The sequence below is a fragment of the Duganella sp. Root198D2 genome (genome assembly GCF_001428585.1).
Taxonomy (GTDB): domain Bacteria; phylum Pseudomonadota; class Gammaproteobacteria; order Burkholderiales; family Burkholderiaceae_D; genus Rugamonas.
The window spans coordinates 366,230-389,372 of the sequence record NZ_LMIC01000044.1; the positions used below are offsets into that span (position 1 = coordinate 366,230).

Consider the following 23,143-nt stretch of genomic DNA (forward strand, 5'->3'; position numbering starts at 1 on the left):
GATGGGGTTGAAAATGCGCGCATTCTCACCATTCATCACCAATCATCATGAAAGGTGCTGGCTGAACCAATCACGTGCAAGACGTGCAACTTCTTCCAGCGCGCCCGCTTCCTCAAACAGATGAGTCGCTCCGGGCACGATGTCGATGCGTTTTTTGCAATGGAGATTATGGAAAGCAGATTCGTTAAGCTCGATGACACCTTCGTCGCGGCCGCCGACAATGAACAGGGTTGGCGCAGCCACCCGGGCCAGCGCCACCTGCCCGGTCAAATCGGGCCGGCCGCCGCGCGACACCACGGCTGCCACGTCCTTGCGTTCCGCGGCAAACTGCAAGGCGGCAGCGGCGCCGGTGCTGGCGCCGAACAGGCCGAGCGGCAGGCCGCGCGCCGCGACGCAGGCCGCCAGCCAATCGGCGGCCAAGCCAAGGCGTTCAGCCAACAGGCTGATATTGAAACGCGTGCGGTAGACCTGGTCTTCGGCCGGCGTGAGCAAGTCCACCAGCAAGGTGCCGATGCCGGCCGCGCGCAAGACGCCAGCCACGAAATTATTGCGCGGACTGAAGCGGCTGCTGCCGCTGCCGTGCGCGAACAGGACCACGCCCTTCGCCCCGGTGGGCAGATCAAGCGTGCCTTCGAGCTCTCCGGCAGGGGTGGCAATACTGGCTGTTTCGTGAAGCATGGCGGGCGTACCTCCTGGCCCACTATACCTCCGGCGGCAAACTCAATGCGCGCGGATCGCTTTCAATTCGGCACTTAGCCAGGCCTTGCTTTCCACCGGCGCGGCCGCGCCGCATCGGACCAGATACGGCTTGCCGCTCGAGCTGCTGGAGCTGGCGCCGAGGTCGATGAACTGGTCGGCGCTCTTGACCAGGTCCTTCTTCTCCAGGTATTCCAGCTTGCGCAGCAGGTGGCTCCTGGCGTCGGCGCCGCTGTACCAGCTGCCGTTGCGGTTGAACTGGCATCCGGACGACTGCAGGCGCGTCAGCAGCGCCTCGACTTCGGCACGGGCCGCGGCCGGCAGCGGTGCGGCCTGGACTCCGGCACAAGCCAGGGCGAACACCAGGGCGAGGATCTTGCGCATCATTTCTCCTTCCTGCGAACGTTGTAGGGCGCGAGGATGTTCCCGCAGCGGATATTGCCGGCAGCGACACGCGCATTAAATGCATGCAGCTCTTTTTCAAGGCTGGTGCCCTCCGCGTTCAGACTGGCGGCGCGCGCGTTCAGTTCATCCTGGCGTGCATTGTAGGCGGCGACGGCTGCGCTGTCGGTACGATTGACCTGGGGCGAGGCAGCTTCATGCGCCGATAAATCGGCGGAGGTGCGCTCCAGTGCCGTTTCGTGTTCGCGGAAGCGGCGTGTCAGCGCCTGGCGCTGCGGGCGCAGTTCGCCCTCTTCCGCCATGCAGGCTTTGTAGGCCGGGGTATTGGGCTGCGGCGGCATCGGCTGCGCGAACGCGCCGCAGGCGAAAGTGGTCGCGGCAGTGGCCGCGGCGAGTATCATATATTTCATCTGTGGGGCAAGGACTTTTAAGGCAACAAACAATTCAGATTTACAATCCTACAACATCTGGCCGCAAACCCGTGTGCTAATATGCGGCAGCCTTTTTTTGGCGATCCCAAAAGAGAAGAGATACTGGAGAGACAAGTGAGCATTTTTAGGACAAAGAACCTGGACGACATGCTGGCAACCGCCCGTACCCCTGGCGGCCTGCAGAAAGTGCTGGGTCCGATGGACCTGGTGCTGATGGGCATTGGCGCCATCGTGGGTACCGGCATCTTCGTCTTGACCGGCACCGGCGCACTGACCGCCGGCCCGGCCCTGACGATTTCCTTCGTGGTCGCAGCACTGGCCTGCGGTTTCGCCGCCCTGTGCTACGCCGAATTCGCCTCGACCGTTCCGGTTGCCGGCTCCATCTACACTTATAGCTACGCCACCCTGGGCGAACTGGTGGCATGGATGATCGGCTGGGACCTGATGCTCGAATACGGCCTTGCCACATCCGCCGTCTCGGTAGCCTGGTCCGGCTACTTCCAATCGCTGATCTCCGGCATCGGCATCCACCTGCCGGCCGCGCTGAGCGCCGCACCGGGCGCCGTTCCAGGTGTCACCACGTTCTTCAACCTGCCGGCCTTCGTCATCATGATCGTGCTGACCGCCATGCTGGGCTGGGGCGTGCGTGAATCGGCCCGCGTCAACAACATCATGGTAGTCATCAAGATCGGCGTGGTGTTGCTGTTCATCGCCGTTGGCGCCGGCCATGTGAAGCCAGCCAACTGGCAGCCATTCATGCCATTCGGCCCATCCGGCGTGATGAGCGCCGCCGCGCTGGTGTTCTTTGCCTTCATCGGTTTCGACGCCGTGACTTCCGCAGCGGAAGAAGTGAAGCGCCCTGAGCGCGACCTGCCGATCGGCATCATCGGCTCGCTGGCGGTCTGCACCATCCTGTACGTGATCGTGGCCGGCATCATGACCGGCATCGTCCCTTACCAGCAATTCCTGGGCGTTGACCACCCGGTCTCGCTGGCACTGCAATACGCCGGTGAAAACTGGTTCGCCGGCTGGGTATCGCTGGGCGCGATCCTGGGCATGACCACCGTGATCCTGGTGATGGCCTACGGCCAGACCCGCATCATCTTCGCCATGTCGCGCGACGGCCTGCTGCCCAAGAAGCTGTCGCAGGTACACCCGAAATACCACACCCCGTTCTTCGCCACCTGGATGGTCGGCCTGATCTTCGGCTTCATCGCCGCCCTGGTACCGCTGAACGTGCTGGCCGAACTGGTCAACATGGGCACCCTGGCCGCCTTCTGCCTGGTGTCGATCGCCGTGATCATCATGCGCAAGAAGCGCCCGGACCTGCACCGCGCCTTCCGCTGCCCTGGCGTGCCGGTGATTCCCGGCCTGGCGGTTATCTTCTGCCTGTCGCTGATGGCCTTCCTGTCGGCCATTACCTGGCTGGCTTTCGGCATCTGGCTGGCCATCGGCCTGGTGGTGTATTTCGGCTACTCGCGCCACAACTCCGAGCTGGGTAAAGCGAAGTAAGCAGCACACTCCCCCATGAAAGCCCGCAGCTGCGGGCTTTTTTCATTGTTGCGCGCCTACCACGAAAAATGGCGCAGCCGCCCGCAATCTGTAACACTGGGGCCCGTAGTCAGCTTGTTCGCCACCAATAACGACGGGAGAAAGCATGACGATGAAAAGAATGTGCAGCGCGCTTGCCGCGCTTTCAGCAGCCAGTTTCACCATCGTGGCAAGCGCCCAGGAAGGCGGGCCTACCGTCACCATCAGCGGCTTCGGCACCGCCGCCCTCACCTCCACCGACACCGACGACGCTGAATTCATCCGCCCCAACCAGGCATCGGGCGTGAGGAAGGATTGGCGCACCGGCGTCGATTCGAACTTCGGCATCCAGGCCACGGTCAAAGTCAACGACATGATCTCGTTCACCGGCCAGGGCCTGGTGCGCAAGGATGCCATTGACCATTACCGCGCGCAGGCAGCGTGGGCCTTTGCCAAGTTCAAGGTCAACGATGAATTCAGCGTGCGCGTCGGCCGCATGGGCGCGCCGATCTATATGATTTCCGACTTCCGCAACGTGGGCTACGCCAACACCATGCTGCGCCCGCCGGCTGAAGTCTATCGCCAGGTCACGCTGGACTCCTTCGACGGCGTCGACCTGCTCTACCAGCACAGCTTCGGCGACACCTCGCTCAGCGTGCAGGTGGGCACCGGCCGCGCCGACGTTGACCAGCCGGCGCAGGACGTCGAGTTCCGCAAGATGCTGCTGCTGCACGTGGTCGCCGAAAACGGCCCGTTCACACTGCGCTTCGGCCGCGCGCAGGCCGACTTCAGCGTGGTCGACAATCCCACCCTGGCCGGGCTGGTGACCACGCTTCGTACCTTCGGATTTGGCTCGGTGGCGAACATGATCCCGCTCAACGACGTCAAGGGCACCTTCACCTCCGTCGGCGGCACCATGGACTGGAAGAACGTGGTGCTGCAGGCCGAATACGCCATGCGCCGCACCGATACGCTGATCGTGCACGACACCAACTCGTGGTACGCGATGGCGGGCTACCGCTTCGGCAAATTCCTGCCCTACTACTACCACGGCAGCATCAAGCAGAAGTCGGACCGCAGCGTGGCAGGCTTGCCGACCACCGGCCCGCTGGCGCCGCTGGGCCTGGGCGTCAACGGCCTGGCCAAGGCGGCGCTGCAAAGCTCGGACGCGATCGGCGTGCGCTGGGACTTCTACAAATCGCTGGCATTGAAAGTCCAGGTCGACCACATCAAGCCGAAAGACGGGCCCGGAGCGTTCATCAATTACAAGCCTGGCTTCAATGAGTCAGTGAACGTGTACGCGGTAGCACTCGACTTCGTGTTCTGAGGAGGCAGCCATGGACAAGCGAATCAAGCCGCTGCTGGCCGCAGCGATGATGTGTGCCGCCCTGCCCGTGCTGGCAGCCGAGATCGTGGTAGTGGTCAATCCGAAGAACCCGGCCTCGCGCATGTTCAGCGAACAGGCAGCCCAGTTCTTCCTCGGTAAATCGACCCTGTTCACGCCGATCGAACATACCGAAGGCCCGCTGCGCAATGAGTTCAGCCAGAAGGTGCTGGGCAAGGACAGCGCCCAGGTCAAGGCGCAGTGGTCAAAGCTGGTGTTCACCGGCAAAGGCACGGCGCCCAAGGAGTACGGCTCCAGCGCCGAGGTGAAGAAAGCCGTTGCTGCCGACGTCCAGGCCATCGGCTATATCGAGAAGTCCGCCGTCGACGACAGCGTCAAAGTCATCCTCACTGTGCAGTAAATTCAGGGTCAGGTCCGGCAATCGGACAAATTTGTCCGATTGCCGGACCTGACCCCGACTTTCATGCGATGATCGACGGAATGCGCCAACCCGTCCTCGCCTACATCGTCGCCATGCTCATGCTGAGCACCCTGGGCGTGTACGTCCAGGAGGCGGGCCTCGATCCAGTGACCACCGTGTTCTTCCGCTGCGCCATCGGCGCCGCAGCCCTCGCGCTCTACTGCGGCTGGAAAGGCAGGTTCAAGCGCGAGCACATGCCGCCGCGCGCCTTCAAGCTGGCAGCCTTCAGCGGGGTACTGATGGTGGTCAACTGGGTCACTTTCTTCGAAGCGATCCGCCGCATCGGCATCGCCGTCGCCACCATCGTGTTCCATGTGCAGCCCTTCATGGTGCTGCTGCTTGGCGCGCTAGTGTTGCGCGAACGCCTGGCCGCCAACAAGCTGGCCTGGGTCGCGCTGGGCTTCGGCGGCCTGGCACTGGCTTGCGGCGTGCGTTTCGACGAGCCGATGGATGCCAACTACCTGCTCGGCATCGCCAGCACGCTGACCGGCGCCCTGGCCTACGCCGGCGTGACCCTGACCACCAAATCGATGCGCGGCACGCCGCCGCACCTGACCGCGCTAGTGCACTGCATGACCGGCGCACTGTTGCTGGGCGCATTCAGCGCGATCCCTGCCGGCGGCCTGAGCGCCGCGCAGTGGGGATGGCTCGGCACCCTCGGACTGGTGCCGACAGCAATGGCCTATGTGATGATTTACGGCGCGACGCCGCGCATGGAAACCGCGGCAATCGCGGTGCTGACCTTCATCTACCCCGCAGCAGCGGTGTGCTGGGACTACCTGGTCTACGGCCACCTGATCAGCGCCTGGCAGATCGCAGGCTTCGCCCTGATCGTGTTGGCCAGCCTCGGAGTCAACCTGAATTGGCGAATTACTGTCGGAAAACTTTACAGTCGGTAAATGTTTCTTTCATAAGTGCTTGATTTTCCTATATGGCATAAATTTTGCTTAAATGCATTTCTGTTTGATTAATAACAAAATGGACCCTGAATGAACTTCAAAGCAATTTTCGCAGCACTGGCAGTAGCCGCCTCGATCCCAGCATCTGCAGACGTTATTTACACGAACAACTTCGAATCCAACGCCAACGGCTTCAGCGGCGCCGGCGCCCTGACCGCCACCCAAGGTTACAGCCAGCTCGGCTTCGGCCAGCAAATGCTGCGCAATGGCGCCACTGGCAATCCAGCGGCCGCGTCGGTATTGAGCCTGAACTTTGCCAGCGCAATCAACGCCCCGACCCTGAAGCTGTCCTTTGGCGCCATCGACTCGTGGGATGCCAACAACGGCTACGGCCCGGATTACTTCAATATCCGTGTCGATGGCAAAGAGCTGTACAAGCAAAACTTTGACACGTTCGGCAATTCCGCGTCTGACGCGCACCTGACCTTCCTCAACCACTCCCACCTGGGCTTCTATGGCTGGGAAGACCAGGCCTATGAAATGAGCTTCACCCTGGACAACCTGGCCGCTGGCACGCACAGCATCGAGTTCTTCGCTTCCGGCGCTGTCTGGCAAGGCGACACGGACGAAAGCTGGGCGATCGACAATATCAGCCTGACCGGCGAACGTGCGGCCCCTCCAGCCGACATACCTGAACCAGTCAGCGGCGCCCTGCTGCTGGGCGGCCTGGGCGCAATGGCCCTGGCACGCCGCCGCCGCCGCGCTTGATCGCTTTAAACGCGCGCCTCAACCCGGCGCGCCGAACATCGCTTCGGCGCGCTGGAACAGGATCCACGAAGTAGCCACATATTTATCGCCGCTGCGCGATACATTTCCCTTGTGCGTATGGGTGAAGCCGGCCGGCGCAATAATCAGCCGGCCCTGGCGCGCCTCCACCTTGCGCTGCTGGTAGTAGAACTCCGTCTCCCCGCCCTCCGCCACATCGTTCAGGTAAAACTGGAACAGCAATGCGCGGTGCAGCGTTTCGCAGCTCGCATTCTGCGGATAAATCTCGGAATGCCAATGGTGGTAGCCGCCGCTGGCCCGCAAATATTTCTGCACATTGATCGGACCGGCACGGTACATGGACTGGATCAGCTGCGCCAGGTAAGGCCGGCCGCAGCGCTCGAAATTGTCGATATCGAGCGTGACCGGCTGCCCGCTTTCCGGATCGGCCACGCGCGGCGATAGCGCGCCCGTGAGCAGCATGCGGTATTTGTCCATGTAGCGCGACAGGTGGGCCAGCACGCTGGCCATCATCAGGTTGGATACATCGTTCCATTCCGCGTGCTGGCTGATGGTCAGGTCATAGCTGTCCTTCTTCGCCACATCGACGCCCTGCCCCGTCTTGCCGCGCACGGCTTTGCCGCTGGCCTCGAAACGCGCCAGGATCTGCTGGCATTGCTCGGCCGTCAAGGCGCCGTCATAGATTTCAATAAAGTCGTCCATGCCGGGCAGCATACGGCAAATCCAACTTTCATTTGTTAAGCTTGAGACAGCGACTTGCAAAATGTCTCATTCTTAACAAAAGTGTATGCTAAATTCAACAGCCTGCTACAACTGGAGACATTTTGATAGATTTCCCGGATTTTTCTCCCTACACTCAGTCCCAGTCGAGTGAAAAATCTTTTCACTACGGCAAAAATAATTCATGCCGAACAACGGCTCAAGGATATACACCTTACACAGAGTGGAGATTTTCATGGTTCAGAAGCAATTCCAGGTTTCCAAAATCGCATTCGGCGCCAAGCTGCTGGCTGGCGTCATCGCTTTCGGCGCAATGGGCAACGCCTTCGCAGCAGACGATAGCGCACGCTACATTGTCACCTTCCATGCTGGCAAATCCGGCAACATCAAACAGCACGTCGCCAAACTGAAAGGCAAGCTGAAGCACGAAGTGTTCGGCGCCGATGCGATGGCTGTTGAACTGTCGAAAGCCGAGCTGGCAAACTTGAAAAAGCACGCTGACGTGATCGACGTCGAAGAAGACGTGAAGCGCTATCCATTCGCCACCACCTCGCCATCGACCGGCACGCCATACCAGCTGGGCCAGCTGGTACCGTGGGGCATCAAGGCAACCCAGGCTGACCAGCTGTCCGACGCCAACACCGCCAACCGCAAAGTCTGCATCATCGATTCCGGCTACGACCGCGCGCACGAAGACCTGAACGGCAACAACGTGACCGGCGAGTACGACTCCGGCACCGGCTGGTGGTACACCGACGAAAACCACCACGGCTCGCACGTGGCAGGCACCATCGCCGCCATCAACAACAGCGGCACCGGCGTGGTCGGCGTGAACCCGAACAAGAACCTGAAACTGCATATCGTCAAAGTATTCGGCGCAGACGGCTGGGCCTACTCTTCGACCCTGGCTAGCGCGGTCAACAAATGCGTGACCGCTGGCGCCAACGTGATTTCGATGTCCCTGGGCGGCGGCGGTTCGAGCAAGACCGAACAGCGCGCCTTCGATTCCGCTCAGTCCAAAGGCATCCTGTCGATCGCCGCTGCAGGCAACGACGGCAACACCGTTGTCTCCTACCCAGCAGGCTACTCCAGCGTGATGATGGTCGCCGCCGTCGACGAATTCAAGAAATGGGCCACCTTCTCGCAGTACAACAGCAAGGTTGAAATCTCCGGCCCAGGCGTGGCAGTGCTGTCGACCGTACCGATGGGCGCCGGTTCCGAATCCCACCTGAGCGTAGGCGCCAGCACCTACGCTCCAGGCGACATGGACGGCTCGCCTAAGCTGACCCGCACCGCTCCGCTGGCCGACTTCGGCCTGGGCGATGCGGTCAACAGCTCGGTGTCCGGCAAGGTCTGCCTGATCCAGCGCGGCACCGTGGACTTCGCCACCAAAGTGTCGAACTGCCAGGCATCCGGCGGCGTCGGCGCGATCGTGTACAACAACGCAGCTGGCACCTTCGGCGGCACCCTGGGCACCACCGTGACCAGCATTCCTTCGGTGACCGCGACCGATGTCGACGGCGCAGCGATGAAAGGCCAGCTGGGCCAGTCTGCGACCGTCGAAGTGAAGGCCACCAACTACTCCTTCTACGACGGCACCTCGATGGCAACCCCGCACGTGTCGGCTGTCGCGGCACTGGTGTGGTCCTACTTCCCAACCTGCACCGGCTCGCAGATCCGCTCCTCGCTGACCAAGTCCGCGCTGGACCTGGAAACCGCTGGCAAGGACAACAAGACCGGTTACGGCATGGTGCAAGCCAAGGCAGCCTACGACCGCATCAAGTCCCTGGGCTGCGGCAACTAAGTTACTGCTTTCTCCAAGCACGAAGGGCGCCTCGCGGCGCCCTTTTTTTATTCGGTGCCAGGTCTGTCATTTGGACAGGTAGCGTGATCATTTGATCTGGCTCAATACGTAAAATAACGGGAATTTGCGTATTGAGATTTATCAAAGAACTGGGTCGTCTGTCCAAATGTCAGACCTGGCACCGGATTTCAGTAAGAAGTTATTGGAAGCGTTCATTCCCGACGATGGCGATATTGCGTACCCCGAGCTTCTGCGCCGTGGCCAGCACGCCTGCCACCACCTTGTACGGCGCGAGGCCGTTGGAGCGCAGCTGGATGCTGTCGTCGCCTTTCAGCGCCCCCAGCTTTTCTTCCAGCGCCGCGCGGCTTGCGAGCTGGGCGCCGTTCCACCACAGCGTGCCGTCGAAGTCGACTTCCAGCGTCTGGGCTAGCTTCTCGATGGCGCCGCCCGACCTTGGCATGTCCATGCCGATGGAGTGGTTGGCTTTGGGGATGGTGACGATCAGCATGATGATCAGGACCAGCATGACGTCAATCAGCGGCGTCATATTCAACTGGTTCAGCGGCTCAGCTTCGGCGGACGGTGTGGTCAGTGCTGCATTGCGTGCGTAACGCATGGTGCCTCCTCAGGTTAGTGTTATCAAAACGAACAACTCCGGAGTGAGGCCAATATACCGCGTGGAAACAACAGTTGCGAAAAGATTAGAAGTGCCCCTCTAACTCAACCCAGGTCGGCGCATGGTCGCTGGGCTTCTCGCGGCCGCGAACGACACGGTCGACATCGGCGCCGCGCAGCCGCGGTGCAAGCACCGGATTCAGCAGCAGGTGGTCGATGCGCAGGCCGGCATCGCGGCCGAAGGCGTTGCGGAAGTAATCCCAGAAGGTGTAGATCTTCTCGTCGGGGTGCATGGTGCGCAGGGCGTCGGTCCAGCCTTGCCCGACCAGCTTCGCGAACGCCGCCCGGGTTTCGGGGCGGAACAGCGCATCATCCACCCAGCGCTCCGGCTTGTAGACATCAAGCTCGGTCGGCATGACGTTGTAGTCGCCAGCCATGATGACCGGCTTCTTCGAGGCCACCAGTTCTTCGCCGCGCGCAATCAGGCGGTCGAACCATTTGAGTTTGTAGTCGAATTTGGGGCCGGGCGCCGGATTGCCGTTCGGCAGGTAAAGGCAGGCGACCATCAGCTTGCCGACCATTGCTTCGATGTAGCGGCTCTGCACATCTTCCGGATCGCCCGGCAAGGCACGGCCAAGCTCCACCGGTGTGCTGCCGCGCGCCAGGATGGCGACGCCGTTCCAGCTTTTCTGGCCATGCCAGATGGCGCCATAGCCGGCGTCGTTGATTGCCGCTTCGGGAAATTTTTCGTGCGGGGCTTTCAGCTCCTGCAGGCATACCACGTCCGGCTGGGTTTCATTCAGCCATTGCAGCAGCGCCGGCAGGCGGGCGCCAATTCCGTTGATGTTGAAGGTCGCAACTCGCATGGCGACCATTATGCACAAACCGGGTCAGTTGCGGCGCATGACGATGGCGGGCAGCCGCTCCTCGCCGGAAGCAAAGTAGCCTTCGATTTCGCCGATTTCCACAAACCCTTCGGCGCTGTAGATTTGGCGGGCCGCCAACCATTCGGGATTGACGATCAGGATCGTGCTGCGCAGGCGCGGATGCCGGGTGAACATTTCTGACAGGGCGTCGCGGAACAGCCGGCGCCCCCACCCTGTGCCGCGTGTGGCCGGATCAACCACCATCGAGGAGACGTACACCTCCTCCCCATCCAGCACATGGCTTTCGGCCGCCGCATGGTTGCGCGCAAAGCGGGAGGGATTGAAGCCTGGTTCCAGCGGCCAGAATTCGGCGCAAAGATAGCCGTACAAGCACCCTGTTTCGCCGGCCAGCACCCAGCATCCTTCGGGCGCGGCAGACAGGCGCTCGGCGAAAGCTTCCTCGGTTTCCTGGATCGCCTGCGCAAAGCCAGCGCGTTCCAGCCGCATGATTTCGGCCATGTCGGCCGCCACTGCGGGCCGCAGTGAGAACTTCATTACTGTGGCTTAGGGCAGCCTTGTGCCACGCTGCGCACCTTGAAGGCGGCGACGGTTTCGCCTTCGGTCACAACCTTCAGGCAGATGCCGTCATAGGAGACGAAAAAGTAGGTGCATTGGCCGCTGGCGGCTTCGCAGGAGCGCAGCTCAGGGAACTGGCCCTGGAGCTGGCGTTCCCATTCCGCGCCGGCATTGCGGTGGTCGGGGCGCCAGCCTGCATCGATGACTTCCTTGCGGGCTTTTGCGTACTTCATCCCTACAAGGTTGTCCCACGTGTTGGTTGGCTGGGGTGCGGCGGCTGCAGTACCGACGGCCAGGGCCATCGACAACGCCATAATCAATCTGGAGACATTCATGAATTGTTCAGGAATATTATTAAGAACTAAATCAATTATGCCACGCAGAAAGAGCCCCCGGCCAGAGATATATACAACATTTCAGGAATTTGCGACGCACACTACAACCTTACCGAAATTGCTGCCCTGCAACAAGCCAATTAAGCCTTTTGGTGAGCGTTCCAGACCGTCCAGCACATCTTCGAACAACTTGATCTTGCCATCCGCAACCCAAGCCGACATGTCGCGTGCGAAGTCTTCATAGCGCGATTCATAGTGGTCGAGGATGACCATGCCTTGCATCCGGATGCGCTTCTGCAGGATGGCCGACATGACTTTCGGTAGCCGGTCCTCACCTTGCACTGCACCATTCTGGTTATATTGGGCAATGACGCCGATCACCGGCACACGCGCACCAACGTTCAACAGGGGCAACACCGCGTCGAAAACCGCCCCGCCTACGTTCTCGAAATAGACATCAATGCCGCCCGGCGCAGCCTCGGCCAGCTTTTGCGCGAGTTGCGGGTCGTGGCGGTCCAGGGCAACGTCGAAGCCCAGTTCGTCGCGGGCGAAAGCCACCTTGTCGGCGCCGCCGGCAATGCCGATAACGCGCGCCCCCTTCAATTTGGCGAGCTGGCCGACGATGGAACCGACCGCCCCGGTCGCAGCCGCGACGACTACCGTATCGCCAGGCTTGGGCTGGCCGATGTCGAGCAGTCCGACGTAGGCGGTAAAGGCAGGCATGCCCAGCCCGCCCAGCGCCAGCGACGGCTGCTTCATGTCGCCCAGCGCGCGCAGGTCGCTGCCATCGGACAGCGCGTAATCCTGCCAGCCGGCGTTGCCCAGCACGATTTCACCAGGCTTGAAGCCAGGGTGGCGCGATGCCACCACGCGATTCACGGTGCCGCCCACCATAGTGGCGCCCAGCTCCACGCGCGGCGCATAAGCGGGCGGGACTTCATCCATCAGGTTGCGCATGTAAGGGTCGAGCGACAGGTAGAGGGTGCGCAGCAATACCTGGCCTTCTCCGGGTTCCGGCACCGGCCCTTCTTCGAGCCGGAAGTTGTCGGGCGTAGGCGCGCCTTGCGGGCGGGAGGCGAGAACGATGCGGCGGTTGGTAGTAGCATTCATTTGAAGCTCCTTTCAATATTAGACCAGTCGTCTAGATTCAATCCACAAAAAAGCGGGTGGCCGGTCCGGCGCCCCGCCCGGTTCATGCTTGCTGCGTTAGATTCAGTACCTGCCGCGTTCCCGCCATTGCCGTATCCAGCGGCGCACGGTCATGGTTGATCTTGGCGAGCAGGCTTGCGCCTACCCAGCTCTGGTACAACGCGATGGCCAGCACCTTGGCATCCAGGCCTTGCTGCAGCGAGCCATCCGCCATGCCGCGTTCAATACTCTGCACCAGCCGCGAGGTAATGCCGCTGACACCGCGGTGCAGCGAGGCGCGCAAGGCTTCCGACAGGTCGCTCACCTCCGCGCCCAGCTTGACGGCCAGGCATTGGCCGGATTCGCCCAACTGGCATTCGCGCCAGTCTTCAAAATAATTCAGCAAACCTTCGCGCCCGGTGGCGCCCCGCGCCAGCAGATCGTCGATACGCGCCAGCGTGCGCTCGAAGTAGCTGTCAATGACGGCCGCGCCGAAGACTTCCTTGGAGCCGAAGTAATGGTAGAACGAACCTTTCGGCACCTTGGCGGCGCCCAGGAGTTCAGTCAGGCCGACGCCATTGAAGCCTTTGTGCATGAATAGCGGCATGGCCGCATCGATGATGCCCTGGCGAACGTCGGCGTAATTGGTAGCTGTCATGCGGCACAGGATAGACCTAATTAGACCAGTCGTCTAGGCATATTTTTGACCCAGGTCATTCCGCTGCCGCAAAGGACCGTGGCACCATGCTCCCATGAAGATCCGTAAAACACTCCTGGCCGCGGTGCTGGCCATGCCGGCGCTGGCGATGGCTGCCACGCCTGTCATCAACGTCTACAAGAGCGCGGCCTGCGGCTGCTGCGAGGCCTGGGTCAAGCATATGCGCGACAACGGCTTCAAGGTGGAGGCGCACAACGTCGCCAACCCTTCCGATATGCGCGAGAAGATGGGCATGCCGGACCGTTTCGGCTCTTGCCATACCGCGGTGGTGGACGGCTATGCGATTGAAGGCCATGTGCCGGCGGCGGAAGTCAAGCGCTTGCTGGCCTCCAAACCAAAGGCGAAGGGATTGGCCGCGCCGGGCATGCCGCTTGGCTCGCCGGGCATGGAAGGTCCGCGCAAGGACGCTTTCGATGTCCTGCTGGTGCTGCCTGACGGCTCGTCCAAGATCTACCAGCACTACAACTAGAGTGCGAGCAGCAGCAAGGCAACGCCGGCAACGGCCATCAGTGCGTGGCCGATCATGACCGCGTTGGGAATCAGCACACCCTGCTGGTGGCGGCCAAGGTTCATCCACACGCCGCCGATTGCCGCCAGCAACAGCGCCAGCAAACCGATATGGGCCAGGTCCGGCACGTGCGAGAAGATCGTCACGTAGGCCAGCAGGGTCATACCGGCTGCGGCGATGAAGCCATGCAGCATGGCGATCCAATGCGGTGGATTGGTCTTTTTCCCCAAGCGGATCAGCGCCATGACGATACCGCCGGCAGCGGCGACACCGAACAGCACACAGGCAATAAACAATATTGTTTGGGTATCCATGCAGGCATTCTGCGCCTGCAGCCTGCGCCCGTTCGGTGCGCTGTCTCACGCAGCAGCCAATGCCTCGCCCAGCAGCCGGTGTATCTGGGCAGCATGGGCATAGCCCGGGCTGACTTCGCGCACTCCGTTACCGGTGTCGAGCAGCAAGGCGGGGAAACTGCTGACGCCAAGCTTGCGGGTACGGGTAAAGTCGGCGTGCGTTTCAGCAATGGTGGCCGATTCGCGCCAAGTGTAGAGGAAGCCGGCGGCGCTGATGTCATGGCCTTGCCGCTGCAGCTCGGCCGCGCCGATGGCAGCCAGCTCATTGCCATCCGTGGTGTCGCGCCCCTCTGCGTAGAAGGCATGCTGGAAGGCGCGGAACACCGCCAGCAGGTCGGCTCGCGGCGCAAGGCGGCGTGCCGCCACCACGGCGCGGCACACAGGCTCCGTGTCATAGATAAAGCCCTGCCGCGCCAGGAGCGCTTCGCGGTTGAAGGGCAAGCCGCTCGCCGCTTCCACGCGCGCCCAGTGCTGCAGGCGGAATCGCTTGGCCGCGTCGTCGAGGATTTCGGTGCCGCCGGCGCGCAGGCCGCCCACCACGATTTCCAGTTTCAATTCAGGCTGCGCGGCGAGCAGCTGCGCCAGTTCCTTGCCGAAGCCATAGCACCAGGAGCACATCGGGTCGCCAACATATACGAGTTTCATTACGTTCTCCCAAAAAGTTATCGTTGGAAGGCACTATACTGTCGGCCCCTGCGCAGAAAAATAGGGTGCGGGGCAAGACTATCTATACGTGGTGTAACAAATGGAAGCTAAGCCTGAACTCCGCAGCCTTGCGCTGCAATGCCTGGTCGAACCCGATCCCGCTGCCAAAGTGGCCGCTGTCGCCGCCATGGCCGACGCCTGGACTGGCGGTGCGCTGTTGCTGGACACCGCGTCCACACTGCCCGCGCAGGCGGCGCAAATACCCGGCCGCCCTGCCCGCCCCGAGCTTGTGGCTCCGCGCCTGGTCGGCCGCCGCTCGATGGCGACAGTGGAAGGCCGCGCCATGCTGGTGCACGCGCTGGCGCATATCGAGTTCAATGCCGTCAACCTGGCGTTGGATGCAATCTGGCGTTTCCCTGCCATGCCGGAACAGTTCTATACCGACTGGCTGCGCGTGGCGAAAGAGGAGGCTTATCACTTCTCACTGTTGTCAGCCCACCTCACTACGCTGGGCTACGTTTACGGCGACTACACCGCCCACGGCAGCCTGTGGGAGATGGTGGAGAAAACTACCGGCGACGTCATGGCGCGCATGGCCCTGGTGCCGCGCACCCTTGAAGCACGCGGCCTCGATGCGATTCCGCCGCTGCGCGCCAAGCTGGCACAGGCCGGCGATGAGGCGGCGGCCGCCATCCTCGACATCATCCTGCGCGACGAAATCGGCCATGTGGAAATCGGCAATCGCTGGTACTGGCACCTGTGCGGCCAGCGCGGGCTTGATCCGGTGGCGACTTACGGTGAACTGGTGGTGCAGTACAAGGCGTCGGTGCGGGGTCCTTTCAATATGGAGGCGCGCCGCAAGGCAGGCTTCAGCGAAGAAGAGCTGCGCGCTTTACTACATTAAGTAATTATTGCCGCCGAATGGCAGGCGCGCTAAATTTTCCCGACGTCAACATACTGGGAGAACCTTATGTCGCGCCTGAACTTCCTCATCGCAACTGTCATGCTGGCGGCCAGCGCCGCCCCAGCAATCGCCGGCCCCAAAGGCTGGACCGCCTTGAATGCCAGCCGCACGTACACGGCGATTCCCGTCGCCAGCGACGACACCATCAACCCCTTGCGCGGCTATTACCGCTGGCAGAACCAGGAACTGGTTCCGCAATCATCGCCGGCCAAGGACGCCTATCGCCGCTACTACTGGAAGGACCTGGAAGCAACCGAAGGCCAGTACAACTTCAGCGCCATCCTGAACGATCTTGCAGCGGCCAAAAGCCAGGGCCGCAAGTTCGCTTTCCGCGTGCGCATGATGGCGGGCTACGATGACAACGTGGTCTACGCCCCCGCCTATATCGTGGACAACGCCAATTGCCAGGCAGGCTGCGGATTTTGGGCCGACACCGATACCACTGTGCCCGGCCAGACTTTCATTCCCGACTGGAACGACCCGTGGCTGCAACAGCGCTCGCGTGCCCTGCTGTCGGCTTTGGCCGCCGCACTGGGAACGAGCAATGCGGACATCGCATGGATCGACGTCGGCATGTTCGGCCAGTACGGCGAATGGGCGGTTCGCTCCAGCGCGTATGCCAGCCCGCCTGCCGGCATCACTCCGGCGACCAATGCCAGCAAGCGCGAATTTGCAAAGATGCACTTCGACGCCTTCCCCAACCAGCAGCATGTGATGTTCATCCCCTATTCCAACAAGGATGCGTTGACCTACGGCCTGCTGGAGCAAACCATCACCAGCAGGCCGGTAGGCTTGCGTGCGGATTGCCTGAGCCGCTCTGGCTATTTCGACCAATGGTCCAACCGCCCTGCGGAATGGGCGGCCTTTGCAGGCCAGTGGCAGAAGGCGCCGTTCGTATCCGAGTTCTGTCCCTTCACCAGCGGCGACCCGCAGAACAACCCCGCCACCGCGCGCCAGCAGGCGGCTGCCTTCCATATCACGCTGTTCAGCAACGGGAACTTCGAGACCAGCCGCCCGGATTCGGAGCGCTGGGGCGCTCTCACGGCGTCCGAGCAGAACGACTTGTTGATGATGGCGCGCGAGTCAGGCTACCGTTATGTGGTTGCCAGCAGCACTGTCAACCTGACCTCCGGCGGCGCGTTGACACTGACGGCAATGCTGCGCAACGACGGCAGCACACCGGCCTACGAGTCGTGGCAGGTGAATGCGGAACTGGTGAATTCGTCTGGCACGGTGGCCTGGTCGGGGCAGACTTCCGCCAACCTGAAATCGTTGCTGGGCAGCGGCGCCAGCGCCAGCTTCCAGAACAACTGGGCGCTGCCGGCACTGCCGACCGGAGACTACACCTTGCGCCTGGTGGCGCGCGATACCAGTGCTTCACCGCGAGCACCCTTGAAGTGGACCATCAGCGAACGCGCCGCGGACGGCACCTTAACGGTAGCGACGCTGCGCCGCCGTTAGCGCCCGCTAAGCGGTCGGCAGCCAGCGCGGCTTGGTGTCCGTGTGCAGTTCACGCTGCACCGGTCCATCGTATTCCGGCTCCATGGTGCCGAGCGTAATGGCGATCCGGTCGGGCGACTGGGTGCTGCGCCAGGTCAGGGTCGACCCGCATACCTTGCAGAAGCCGCGCCGGCCATGGTCGGAGGAATGGAACTCCGTCACGAGGCCTGCGCCTTTGACGAAACTGAAGCCGGCACTGGCCACATTGGCATAAGTCCCGGACGCAGCACCGTGCTGCTTTTGGCACATGGTGCAATAGCAATGGCTCGCACTGTGCACAGTGCCCTTGTCGGCTTGGTACTCGACGCCGCCGCACAGGCAGCTACCGCGCAGGTATTCCGTCATGCTTTATCTCCTTTGGAGGAATGCCGGGAATGATAATATATCCAGGCACCCAAGGGAGACGCACATGACGACCGAAGCCATGCCTTTCCGCACCCTGCTCTACCGCTTCATCTTCTTTGACTGGCTGTTCAAGGACGTGAGCGCGGCACGCAGCGTGATCGAGCGCCACGCCGCCCTGCAGCACAATAAATACATGAGCCGCTACCTGCCGATCTATTTCCGGCGCTGGACCGTGATGGCTACGTTCGACTTCGGCCTTGGCTGCCTGTTCGAGCGCGCGCTGCAGGCCACCGTGGTATCAGCCTATTTCTTCACCTGGTCGTGCGTGACCGTAGCCGGAATGGTGGTGATTGCCGCTGCGTGGATCTTCCTGACCTTCGGCCGGCTGAGTTGATGGAAAATTGAGCAGCAACTTTATTCGCCATCAAATCAGTCGCTTAGCTCGCAAAGGGGCTCCTTGTTAACAGAGTTTTCCACAGAAACCGTTAACAACTCAGGCACCCGCCTGCTTCAATTCATCGCTGCCGGCGACGCCAGCCGCCAGCTTGGGCGCGACCATCGGCACGGTCAGCATGGTGCTGGCCACTGCCATCAGCAGCAAGGCGGTAAAGGTGTCATTGGTGATGATCTGCTTATCCAGCAGGATATTGGCGAATACGATCTCGATCAGGCCCTTGGATTGCAGCAGCCAGCCGATGATCGATGCCTCGCCCGCGCGCCAACCCAGGATGCGGCCTGCTGCCTGCGCCGCCAGCAGCTTGCCGCCGACAGAAACCAGGACCAGCAAGCCAGCCGCATAGAACACGGCATAACCGCCCACGCCCCAATTGGTCTTCAGGCCAGTACTGAGGAAGAACACCGGCATCACGGCCAGCAGTATATTGTGGCGAAACTGGTCCATTTTCTCCTGGTTGAACCAGGACGCATCCATCACCACGCCCGCAAGGAAAGCGCCGACCATGAAGTGCAGGCCTGCCCAGTCGGCACCCAGAGCACACAGGATCAGCCAAACCAGCGCGAAGTACCAGCGGTCTTTTTCCTGCGCCTTCAACATGCCTTTTCGGAACGGGATCGTCACCAGCGCGAACACCAGCAGGAAGCCGAGCTGGCGACCGACGCGCTCCCAATCGAGCAGGATGATGGCCAGCACGCCCCAGATCGCAACGTCATCCAGGCTGGCGTAGCGCAGGATGCGCTGGCCAATCGGCAGGCGCAGCATCTCCAGCTTTTCCAGCAGCAGCACTAGCACCGGCAACGCGGTCACAGCGCAAGCCATGCCGATACCAAGGATGAATTGCCAGTTCATGCCTTTAGGGCCGATCCAGCCCTGCTGGCCGAGCAGCACCACGGCCGCCAGGCAGCCCAGCGCCAGCGGCACGCCCAGCGACAGGCCGGCAGTCACCAGGCTCTCACGGCGGAAGTTCCAGGCCAGCTTCAGGTCAAGCTCGATCCCCGCTATCATCACGAAAATCATCACACCCCACCATGCCAGCCCATTCAGAGAATGCACCACAGGCTGGGTGAATACGAAGTGGTAATAATCGGGGAAGACCGCGCCCAGTACGCCCGGCCCGAGCAGCACGCCGCCTATAATCTGCACGATGACCAGCGGAGCGAAGTAATCGAAATTGGCGTAGCGCCAAATGAGGTATGGCAGCGTGAAGATCACCAGCATGGCGATCAGGAAGATCTCCGTTGTAGACATACTTCGCTCCAAAGTATTTTTATAGCCGGTTGACTTTAGCACAACCATGGAAACGATACCAATGATTAGTTTTGATCGCCGGCTGGACCGTTTCGAGCTATTTGACATCATGGATAGCCCGGCCCTGAACCTGACTTTCGTGCTGGAGTTGCCGGACTTCCGTCCCTGGTGCAAGGCGCAGAACCTACCGCCTTTCCACGTAATGCTGTGCGCCGTGCTGCGCTCCGTGCTGAAGGTGGAGAATTTCCGCTACCGCATCCTGGATGGCGAGGTCGTTCGCATCGACCGCCTGACGCCCTCCTTCACCGTAAAGAACCAGCACAACGACTTGAACTTCGCCCAGTTCGAATGGTCGGATGACCTGCGCGAGTTCGTGTTGCGCGGCATGCTGGCACGCGAAGAAGCGTCGAATATGGAAGCGTTGAATCACAGGTATCGCAGCATGACGCCGCGTGAAGCGAAGGAACAGGTATTCGTTACCTGCATACCCTGGCTGAATTTCACTTCGATCCAGCATCCCACGGCGGTGCTGGCGCAACCGGATATTCCATCGTTCGCGTGGGGAAAATTCAGGGATGCCGGCGCGGGACGCCTTGCGTTGCCGTTCTCGGTACAGGTGCACCACGGCTTTGTTGACGGCTACCACATCCACCTGCTCGTAGAACAAATCGCCGCAGAACTGACGGCGATGATGCTGGCCTAGGCCAGGCGGATATCGCGTGCGCCAGCCGCAGCGAGGCGCGCCAGCAAATCTTCCAGTGCTGGCACAGGCGCCGAGCCCAGGTCCAGTTCAAGCGCAACCAAGGCGCCTTCCGCGCGCGGATCGCTGGCAAAATGCACCACCCCGAACAGCCCTTCTTCGTTCGGCCGGTTCGCATCTTCCGGATCAAACCAGTCCATGAACCACGGCGCCAGCACCGCGCCCACCTGCTCCGGAACCAGTCCGCCGACACGCAAAGCCACAGCATCCCACACAAAAGGCGCGACGTAGATAACGGCAGGGGGAAGCGGCAGGGTGTGCACGCTGAACTGCATGCGCGTATGGGAATCGACCGAGAGCACCTTGCCAGCCTGACTGCCGCGCCTTGAAACGAGATCCGCCCGCATCGGCAGGTCGTACTCGCCATCGAGCGCCAGGCTGCCGTCGTCACCCCGCAAAGCCGGTTCCACATGCGCATGCGCGGACGAAGCGACTGCATCTGCGAGTGTGGCGGCATAGGCCATGCGGATGACCGAGAACAGCTCCGTCATCGGCTTACAGCCAGTTCGGCAATGTTATGTAGACCAACCCACTTAACAGCAGAAGCGAAGCCCACGCAACGTGGCGATTGACCGATTGTTCCCAAGCGTGGTCGCGGGTGCGGGCCATGCGCACAGCGGCAGCCGCCTGGATTCGTTCGAACTCTTCATCCGTCACCGCCGTGGCAACGATGTGCAGGGGATTGTGCAGCAGCTCGATCGCATCGTCGTATTGGTGAGCGAGCCAGATGCAAAGTACCCGTCCCTCTTTGGACGGCTTGGAAGGTTCGAACACCGGAATGCCTGCGCGGGACAATCGATCCCACGCATCTTCGTATTCGACCTCAATATTTGTGACAAAGACCTGGCGCATGGGGCGGTATAGTAACCGCCAAGGGGGCCTTAGAAACTCTCAGAATTTCACTTATCAAATATTTTTATTCGCTGGCGCACGGTTGGGAAGGAACTTTCATCGGACACTCACGCATCCGGGACTGCGCCCCCGCCTCTATGTTCTACTGGCTAACCTCTTTGCTTCAAAGATGCGGGTCGAGCCGGCGATTGCCTCGAATGGGCTGAGCAGGTTCGCACCAACGCTTGAGCGAATGAGATGCGCTCGCCACGGACGTCGACCACGCTTAGTCCAAGCACCTACTTCCCGACAGACTTCCGCCACCGCAACTCGCAAATGACGAAGTTGCGGCATTAGGCATATGCGACTCCAAGCATTGAAGCTCCGTTAAATCAGCGAAGCCACACGGTTAGAGTGGCTTCGCGTCCTTCAATTACTTACAAGTGAACGTAGCAATGCCGCTGTAGCTAGTCTTGTGCTCGTTCGCCACAACGACGGTGTAGATCGCAATCACATTCACCGCGCTATTGCCGGCGTCACCAACCGCAACCATGCCTCCGTTGCCGGTACCACCCAAGCCGCCGGAGATATAAGAGCTATTGCCGGTCTTGACCGTACCAGAAAGATTGACCGTGCCGCTAGCGCCTGCACCAGTGGTGGTGATCATCAGCGACACATTGGCACCATTTCCATCAAACGTAACACTTGCATTACCGGTAGAAGCGCCAAGATACTCCGTAGAGTAAGCGGTTCCACCAACATAATTCGGCTTCGTGAACTTACCGGAGTTGCAGGACAAAGTGCCGATCGCTGGGAAGACTTCCAAATCATTGTAGACGGAGTAGTGAACCGCGTCGTGCGAGCCAGCAACTATGGTGAAGGTGCTGCTCCCCGTTTTAGCCGTACCCACATTCCAGCGGCCTTGCGCAAAGTTCGCGTTGCCGGAAATTTCCTGAACTGCCATTGGGGTTCCGGTGAGGGTATTAGAGCCGATGACGGTAACCGCTCCATCACTCGCCTGCGTTAGTGGTGACGCGATGCCGGCCATCTGCCCACGGCTGCCCGTCATCATGAATCGCGGCTTTGCACCGGGAGCAAAAGATGCCTCGACGGAGCCAGAGTTGGTGGTCTTGTTTTCAACAGGAGGCTGGACTGGAGGCACCACGATTCCGGAGTCAGAGGGCGAGTTGGACTCACTACCGCCGCCACCACCACCACAGCCAGCCACGATAAATGCCGCGGCTACTGCCAACGAAAGAAATTTAATGTTCATGTTCTTCTTTAAGAATACCTACGCAACTTCAAATGTCCGATTTCTTGAGATGCGTAGATTCCTCCTGAAACCAGTTTTCCTCGAGAGGGATTCAGACGCGATTTCAAGGGACGTGACGACGCCTCGCTCTACCAACGCGTTCTTTTCTATTTGCGAATAGATTGATGTCGCCACTGCCTGAGCAGTAGCAAAAGGGGCGTCAACAGCCGCGTGGCAAACCGTCAGAAAATCGGTGGCACCAACAGTGATGCACTTTTGAAATGTTTATTTCCAATTCACATCTTTTATAGTTGTGAAGTATAACGATACAAAGATGCAAAATCAATTGACAGACTTGCATTTTCTGAAGGTTTTAGAGTAAATAGCCAATACTTGAAGTAGCTTTAGCCACATTTAGTGATAATTGGAGAGAATTCAACTTCTAGGGCTTTCATGCCTTGGGCAAGGAACAGGGCTTTGTTTTGTGCGCCGAGCGGAGCAATGATTACTGTTGTCGCTGTGCTGTTCCTTGTGGCAGCCGGCAAAGCGCTCGGTGTCGGAAATGGCCACATTGCCGTCCGCCCAGTTTTTACTCTGGTTGGCGCTGTGGAGCGCGTCCTGCGCGCTGATGATGGTCAGGTCGCAGGCGACGTTGATCGACAGATTGCCTTCCAAGACCACGTCGGCGCCAGTCAGGGTGATGTCGCCGGTTTGTGTGGCCATGGTGGCGGAAGCCTGTCAGAATTTTCGTGCGAGGCCGGGGTAATGAAATAATACCGAAAGGGATTGTCCATGACCGATGCAATGACCACGAAGAAGCCAAAAGCGAAAAAGCAGTACCCGTTTCCCGTTGAACTGATCGACCAGTTACTGGCCCAGGTCGAGAACAAGGACGCCGAGTCCATTCTCGGGGAATCAGGACTGGCTGGCCAGCTCAAAAAGATGCTGGCCGAGCGCATGCTGACCGCC

At 60.7% G+C, this 23,143-nt stretch carries 29 protein-coding genes and 1 pseudogene; 12 read left to right on the forward strand and 18 right to left on the reverse strand.

Annotated elements, in window-relative coordinates:
* Positions 1-45 precede the first annotated feature (45 nt).
* From ASE26_RS23585 to ASE26_RS23595, 3 genes are read right to left on the reverse strand one after another with little or no spacing between them, the layout of a single operon-like run.
* The gene (locus ASE26_RS23585; RefSeq protein WP_055925044.1) at positions 46-678 is read right to left on the reverse strand and encodes a dienelactone hydrolase family protein; all 633 of its coding nucleotides are present in this window, start codon (positions 676-678) and stop codon (positions 46-48) included.
* Between the two features lie 42 nt (positions 679-720).
* Positions 721-1,083, reverse strand: coding sequence for a DUF5329 domain-containing protein (locus ASE26_RS23590; RefSeq protein ID WP_057247034.1), 363 nt, complete (start codon positions 1,081-1,083; stop codon positions 721-723).
* Positions 1,080-1,499, reverse strand: a complete 420-nt coding sequence (locus ASE26_RS23595; protein WP_055925049.1) for a hypothetical protein — start codon at positions 1,497-1,499, stop codon at positions 1,080-1,082. Before ASE26_RS23595 ends, ASE26_RS23590 begins: the two co-directional genes overlap by 4 nt.
* A 144-nt stretch (positions 1,500-1,643) precedes the next feature.
* Here ASE26_RS23595 and ASE26_RS23600 point away from each other — a divergent pair, with 144 nt between their 5' ends.
* The 5 genes from ASE26_RS23600 (at position 1,644) to ASE26_RS23620 (ending at position 6,531) form a co-directional block, all read left to right on the forward strand.
* Entirely contained in the window at positions 1,644-3,041 is a 1,398-nt protein-coding gene (locus ASE26_RS23600) for an amino acid permease (protein ID WP_057247035.1), read from the forward strand.
* 145 nt (positions 3,042-3,186) lie between these two features.
* A complete protein-coding gene (locus ASE26_RS23605; protein WP_055925055.1) occupies positions 3,187-4,386 on the forward strand; it encodes a porin in 1,200 nt (399 codons plus the stop codon).
* Positions 4,387-4,396: 10 nt separating this feature from the next.
* Positions 4,397-4,804 (forward strand): hypothetical protein, encoded by a 408-nt coding sequence (locus ASE26_RS23610; RefSeq protein WP_055925060.1) that lies wholly within the window; start codon positions 4,397-4,399, stop codon positions 4,802-4,804.
* An 80-nt stretch (positions 4,805-4,884) separates the two neighbouring features.
* Complete coding sequence (locus ASE26_RS23615; protein ID WP_156397827.1) at positions 4,885-5,763, forward strand: DMT family transporter; 879 nt, start codon at positions 4,885-4,887, stop codon at positions 5,761-5,763.
* A gap of 90 nt (positions 5,764-5,853) precedes the next feature.
* Positions 5,854-6,531: a PEP-CTERM sorting domain-containing protein gene (locus ASE26_RS23620; RefSeq protein WP_055925066.1), complete on the forward strand. Its 678-nt coding sequence runs from the start codon at positions 5,854-5,856 to the stop codon at positions 6,529-6,531.
* Between the two features lie 18 nt (positions 6,532-6,549).
* On the opposite strand, the gene ASE26_RS23625 is transcribed toward ASE26_RS23620, so the two are convergent.
* Complete coding sequence (locus tag ASE26_RS23625; protein ID WP_057247051.1) at positions 6,550-7,251, reverse strand: 2OG-Fe(II) oxygenase; 702 nt, start codon at positions 7,249-7,251, stop codon at positions 6,550-6,552.
* 253 nt (positions 7,252-7,504) lie between these two features.
* Between ASE26_RS23625 and ASE26_RS23630 the strand changes: the two genes are divergently transcribed.
* Positions 7,505-9,073, forward strand: coding sequence for a S8 family serine peptidase (locus ASE26_RS23630; RefSeq protein WP_055925069.1), 1,569 nt, complete (start codon positions 7,505-7,507; stop codon positions 9,071-9,073).
* A 199-nt stretch (positions 9,074-9,272) separates the two neighbouring features.
* Here ASE26_RS23630 and ASE26_RS23635 read toward each other — a convergent pair whose 3' ends face one another.
* The 6 genes from ASE26_RS23635 to ASE26_RS23660 form a co-directional block, all read right to left on the reverse strand.
* Positions 9,273-9,689: a biopolymer transporter ExbD gene (locus tag ASE26_RS23635; protein ID WP_055925072.1), complete on the reverse strand. Its 417-nt coding sequence runs from the start codon at positions 9,687-9,689 to the stop codon at positions 9,273-9,275.
* 85 nt (positions 9,690-9,774) lie between these two features.
* A complete protein-coding gene (gene xth / locus ASE26_RS23640) occupies positions 9,775-10,554 on the reverse strand; it encodes an exodeoxyribonuclease III (RefSeq protein WP_055925355.1) in 780 nt (259 codons plus the stop codon).
* Positions 10,555-10,578: 24 nt separating this feature from the next.
* On the reverse strand, positions 10,579-11,109 hold the full coding sequence (locus ASE26_RS23645) for a GNAT family N-acetyltransferase (protein WP_055925075.1): 531 nt from the start codon (positions 11,107-11,109) through the stop codon (positions 10,579-10,581).
* Positions 11,109-11,465 carry a hypothetical protein gene (locus ASE26_RS23650; RefSeq protein WP_156397828.1) on the reverse strand — a complete coding sequence of 119 codons (357 nt, stop codon included), beginning with the start codon at positions 11,463-11,465 and terminating at the stop codon, positions 11,109-11,111. Before ASE26_RS23650 ends, ASE26_RS23645 begins: the two co-directional genes overlap by 1 nt.
* An 81-nt stretch (positions 11,466-11,546) precedes the next feature.
* Positions 11,547-12,575 (reverse strand): NADP-dependent oxidoreductase, encoded by a 1,029-nt coding sequence (locus ASE26_RS23655; protein ID WP_055925082.1) that lies wholly within the window; start codon positions 12,573-12,575, stop codon positions 11,547-11,549.
* Positions 12,576-12,657: 82 nt separating this feature from the next.
* A complete protein-coding gene (locus ASE26_RS23660; RefSeq protein WP_055925085.1) occupies positions 12,658-13,251 on the reverse strand; it encodes a TetR/AcrR family transcriptional regulator in 594 nt (197 codons plus the stop codon).
* A gap of 94 nt (positions 13,252-13,345) precedes the next feature.
* Here ASE26_RS23660 and ASE26_RS23665 point away from each other — a divergent pair, with 94 nt between their 5' ends.
* Entirely contained in the window at positions 13,346-13,780 is a 435-nt protein-coding gene (locus ASE26_RS23665; RefSeq protein WP_055925088.1) for a DUF411 domain-containing protein, read from the forward strand.
* Here ASE26_RS23665 and ASE26_RS23670 read toward each other — a convergent pair.
* Positions 13,777-14,133 carry a hypothetical protein gene (locus ASE26_RS23670; RefSeq protein WP_055925091.1) on the reverse strand — a complete coding sequence of 119 codons (357 nt, stop codon included), beginning with the start codon at positions 14,131-14,133 and terminating at the stop codon, positions 13,777-13,779. The genes ASE26_RS23665 and ASE26_RS23670 overlap by 4 nt on opposite strands.
* Before the next feature lie 45 nt (positions 14,134-14,178).
* Positions 14,179-14,817: a DsbA family protein gene (locus ASE26_RS23675; protein ID WP_057247037.1), complete on the reverse strand. Its 639-nt coding sequence runs from the start codon at positions 14,815-14,817 to the stop codon at positions 14,179-14,181.
* Between the two features lie 100 nt (positions 14,818-14,917).
* Here ASE26_RS23675 and ASE26_RS23680 point away from each other — a divergent pair, with 100 nt between their 5' ends.
* Both ASE26_RS23680 and ASE26_RS23685 read left to right on the forward strand, forming a co-directional pair.
* Complete coding sequence (locus ASE26_RS23680) at positions 14,918-15,721, forward strand: ferritin-like domain-containing protein (RefSeq protein ID WP_055925096.1); 804 nt, start codon at positions 14,918-14,920, stop codon at positions 15,719-15,721.
* 66 nt (positions 15,722-15,787) lie between these two features.
* Entirely contained in the window at positions 15,788-17,242 is a 1,455-nt protein-coding gene (locus ASE26_RS23685) for a DUF4832 domain-containing protein (protein ID WP_055925099.1), read from the forward strand.
* A 6-nt stretch (positions 17,243-17,248) separates the two neighbouring features.
* Here ASE26_RS23685 and ASE26_RS23690 read toward each other — a convergent pair whose 3' ends face one another.
* A complete protein-coding gene (locus tag ASE26_RS23690; protein ID WP_055925103.1) occupies positions 17,249-17,626 on the reverse strand; it encodes a GFA family protein in 378 nt (125 codons plus the stop codon).
* A gap of 64 nt (positions 17,627-17,690) precedes the next feature.
* Between ASE26_RS23690 and ASE26_RS23695 the strand changes: the two genes are divergently transcribed.
* Complete coding sequence (locus ASE26_RS23695; protein WP_055925106.1) at positions 17,691-18,020, forward strand: hypothetical protein; 330 nt, start codon at positions 17,691-17,693, stop codon at positions 18,018-18,020.
* A gap of 99 nt (positions 18,021-18,119) precedes the next feature.
* On the opposite strand, the gene ASE26_RS23700 is transcribed toward ASE26_RS23695, so the two are convergent.
* A complete protein-coding gene (locus tag ASE26_RS23700; protein ID WP_055925108.1) occupies positions 18,120-19,331 on the reverse strand; it encodes a cation:proton antiporter in 1,212 nt (403 codons plus the stop codon).
* A 61-nt stretch (positions 19,332-19,392) separates the two neighbouring features.
* Here ASE26_RS23700 and ASE26_RS23705 point away from each other — a divergent pair, with 61 nt between their 5' ends.
* Positions 19,393-20,034, forward strand: a complete 642-nt coding sequence (locus ASE26_RS23705) for a CatA-like O-acetyltransferase (protein WP_057247038.1) — start codon at positions 19,393-19,395, stop codon at positions 20,032-20,034.
* Here ASE26_RS23705 and ASE26_RS23710 read toward each other — a convergent pair.
* The 4 genes from ASE26_RS23710 to ASE26_RS30900 all read right to left on the reverse strand — a co-directional run bounded on the left by ASE26_RS23710 (position 20,031) and on the right by ASE26_RS30900 (position 22,897).
* Complete coding sequence (locus ASE26_RS23710) at positions 20,031-20,582, reverse strand: hypothetical protein (protein ID WP_057247039.1); 552 nt, start codon at positions 20,580-20,582, stop codon at positions 20,031-20,033. The genes ASE26_RS23705 and ASE26_RS23710 overlap by 4 nt on opposite strands.
* Positions 20,583-20,586: 4 nt before the next feature.
* Positions 20,587-20,943, reverse strand: coding sequence for a hypothetical protein (locus ASE26_RS23715; protein ID WP_057247040.1), 357 nt, complete (start codon positions 20,941-20,943; stop codon positions 20,587-20,589).
* 412 nt (positions 20,944-21,355) lie between these two features.
* Entirely contained in the window at positions 21,356-22,195 is an 840-nt protein-coding gene (locus ASE26_RS23720; protein WP_156409999.1) for a hypothetical protein, read from the reverse strand.
* Positions 22,196-22,609: 414 nt separating this feature from the next.
* On the reverse strand, positions 22,610-22,897 hold the full coding sequence (locus ASE26_RS30900; RefSeq protein WP_156410000.1) for a hypothetical protein: 288 nt from the start codon (positions 22,895-22,897) through the stop codon (positions 22,610-22,612).
* A gap of 69 nt (positions 22,898-22,966) precedes the next feature.
* Between ASE26_RS30900 and ASE26_RS23730 the strand changes: the two are divergent.
* Positions 22,967-23,143, forward strand: a pseudogene (locus ASE26_RS23730) (IS256 family transposase); the annotation flags it as partial.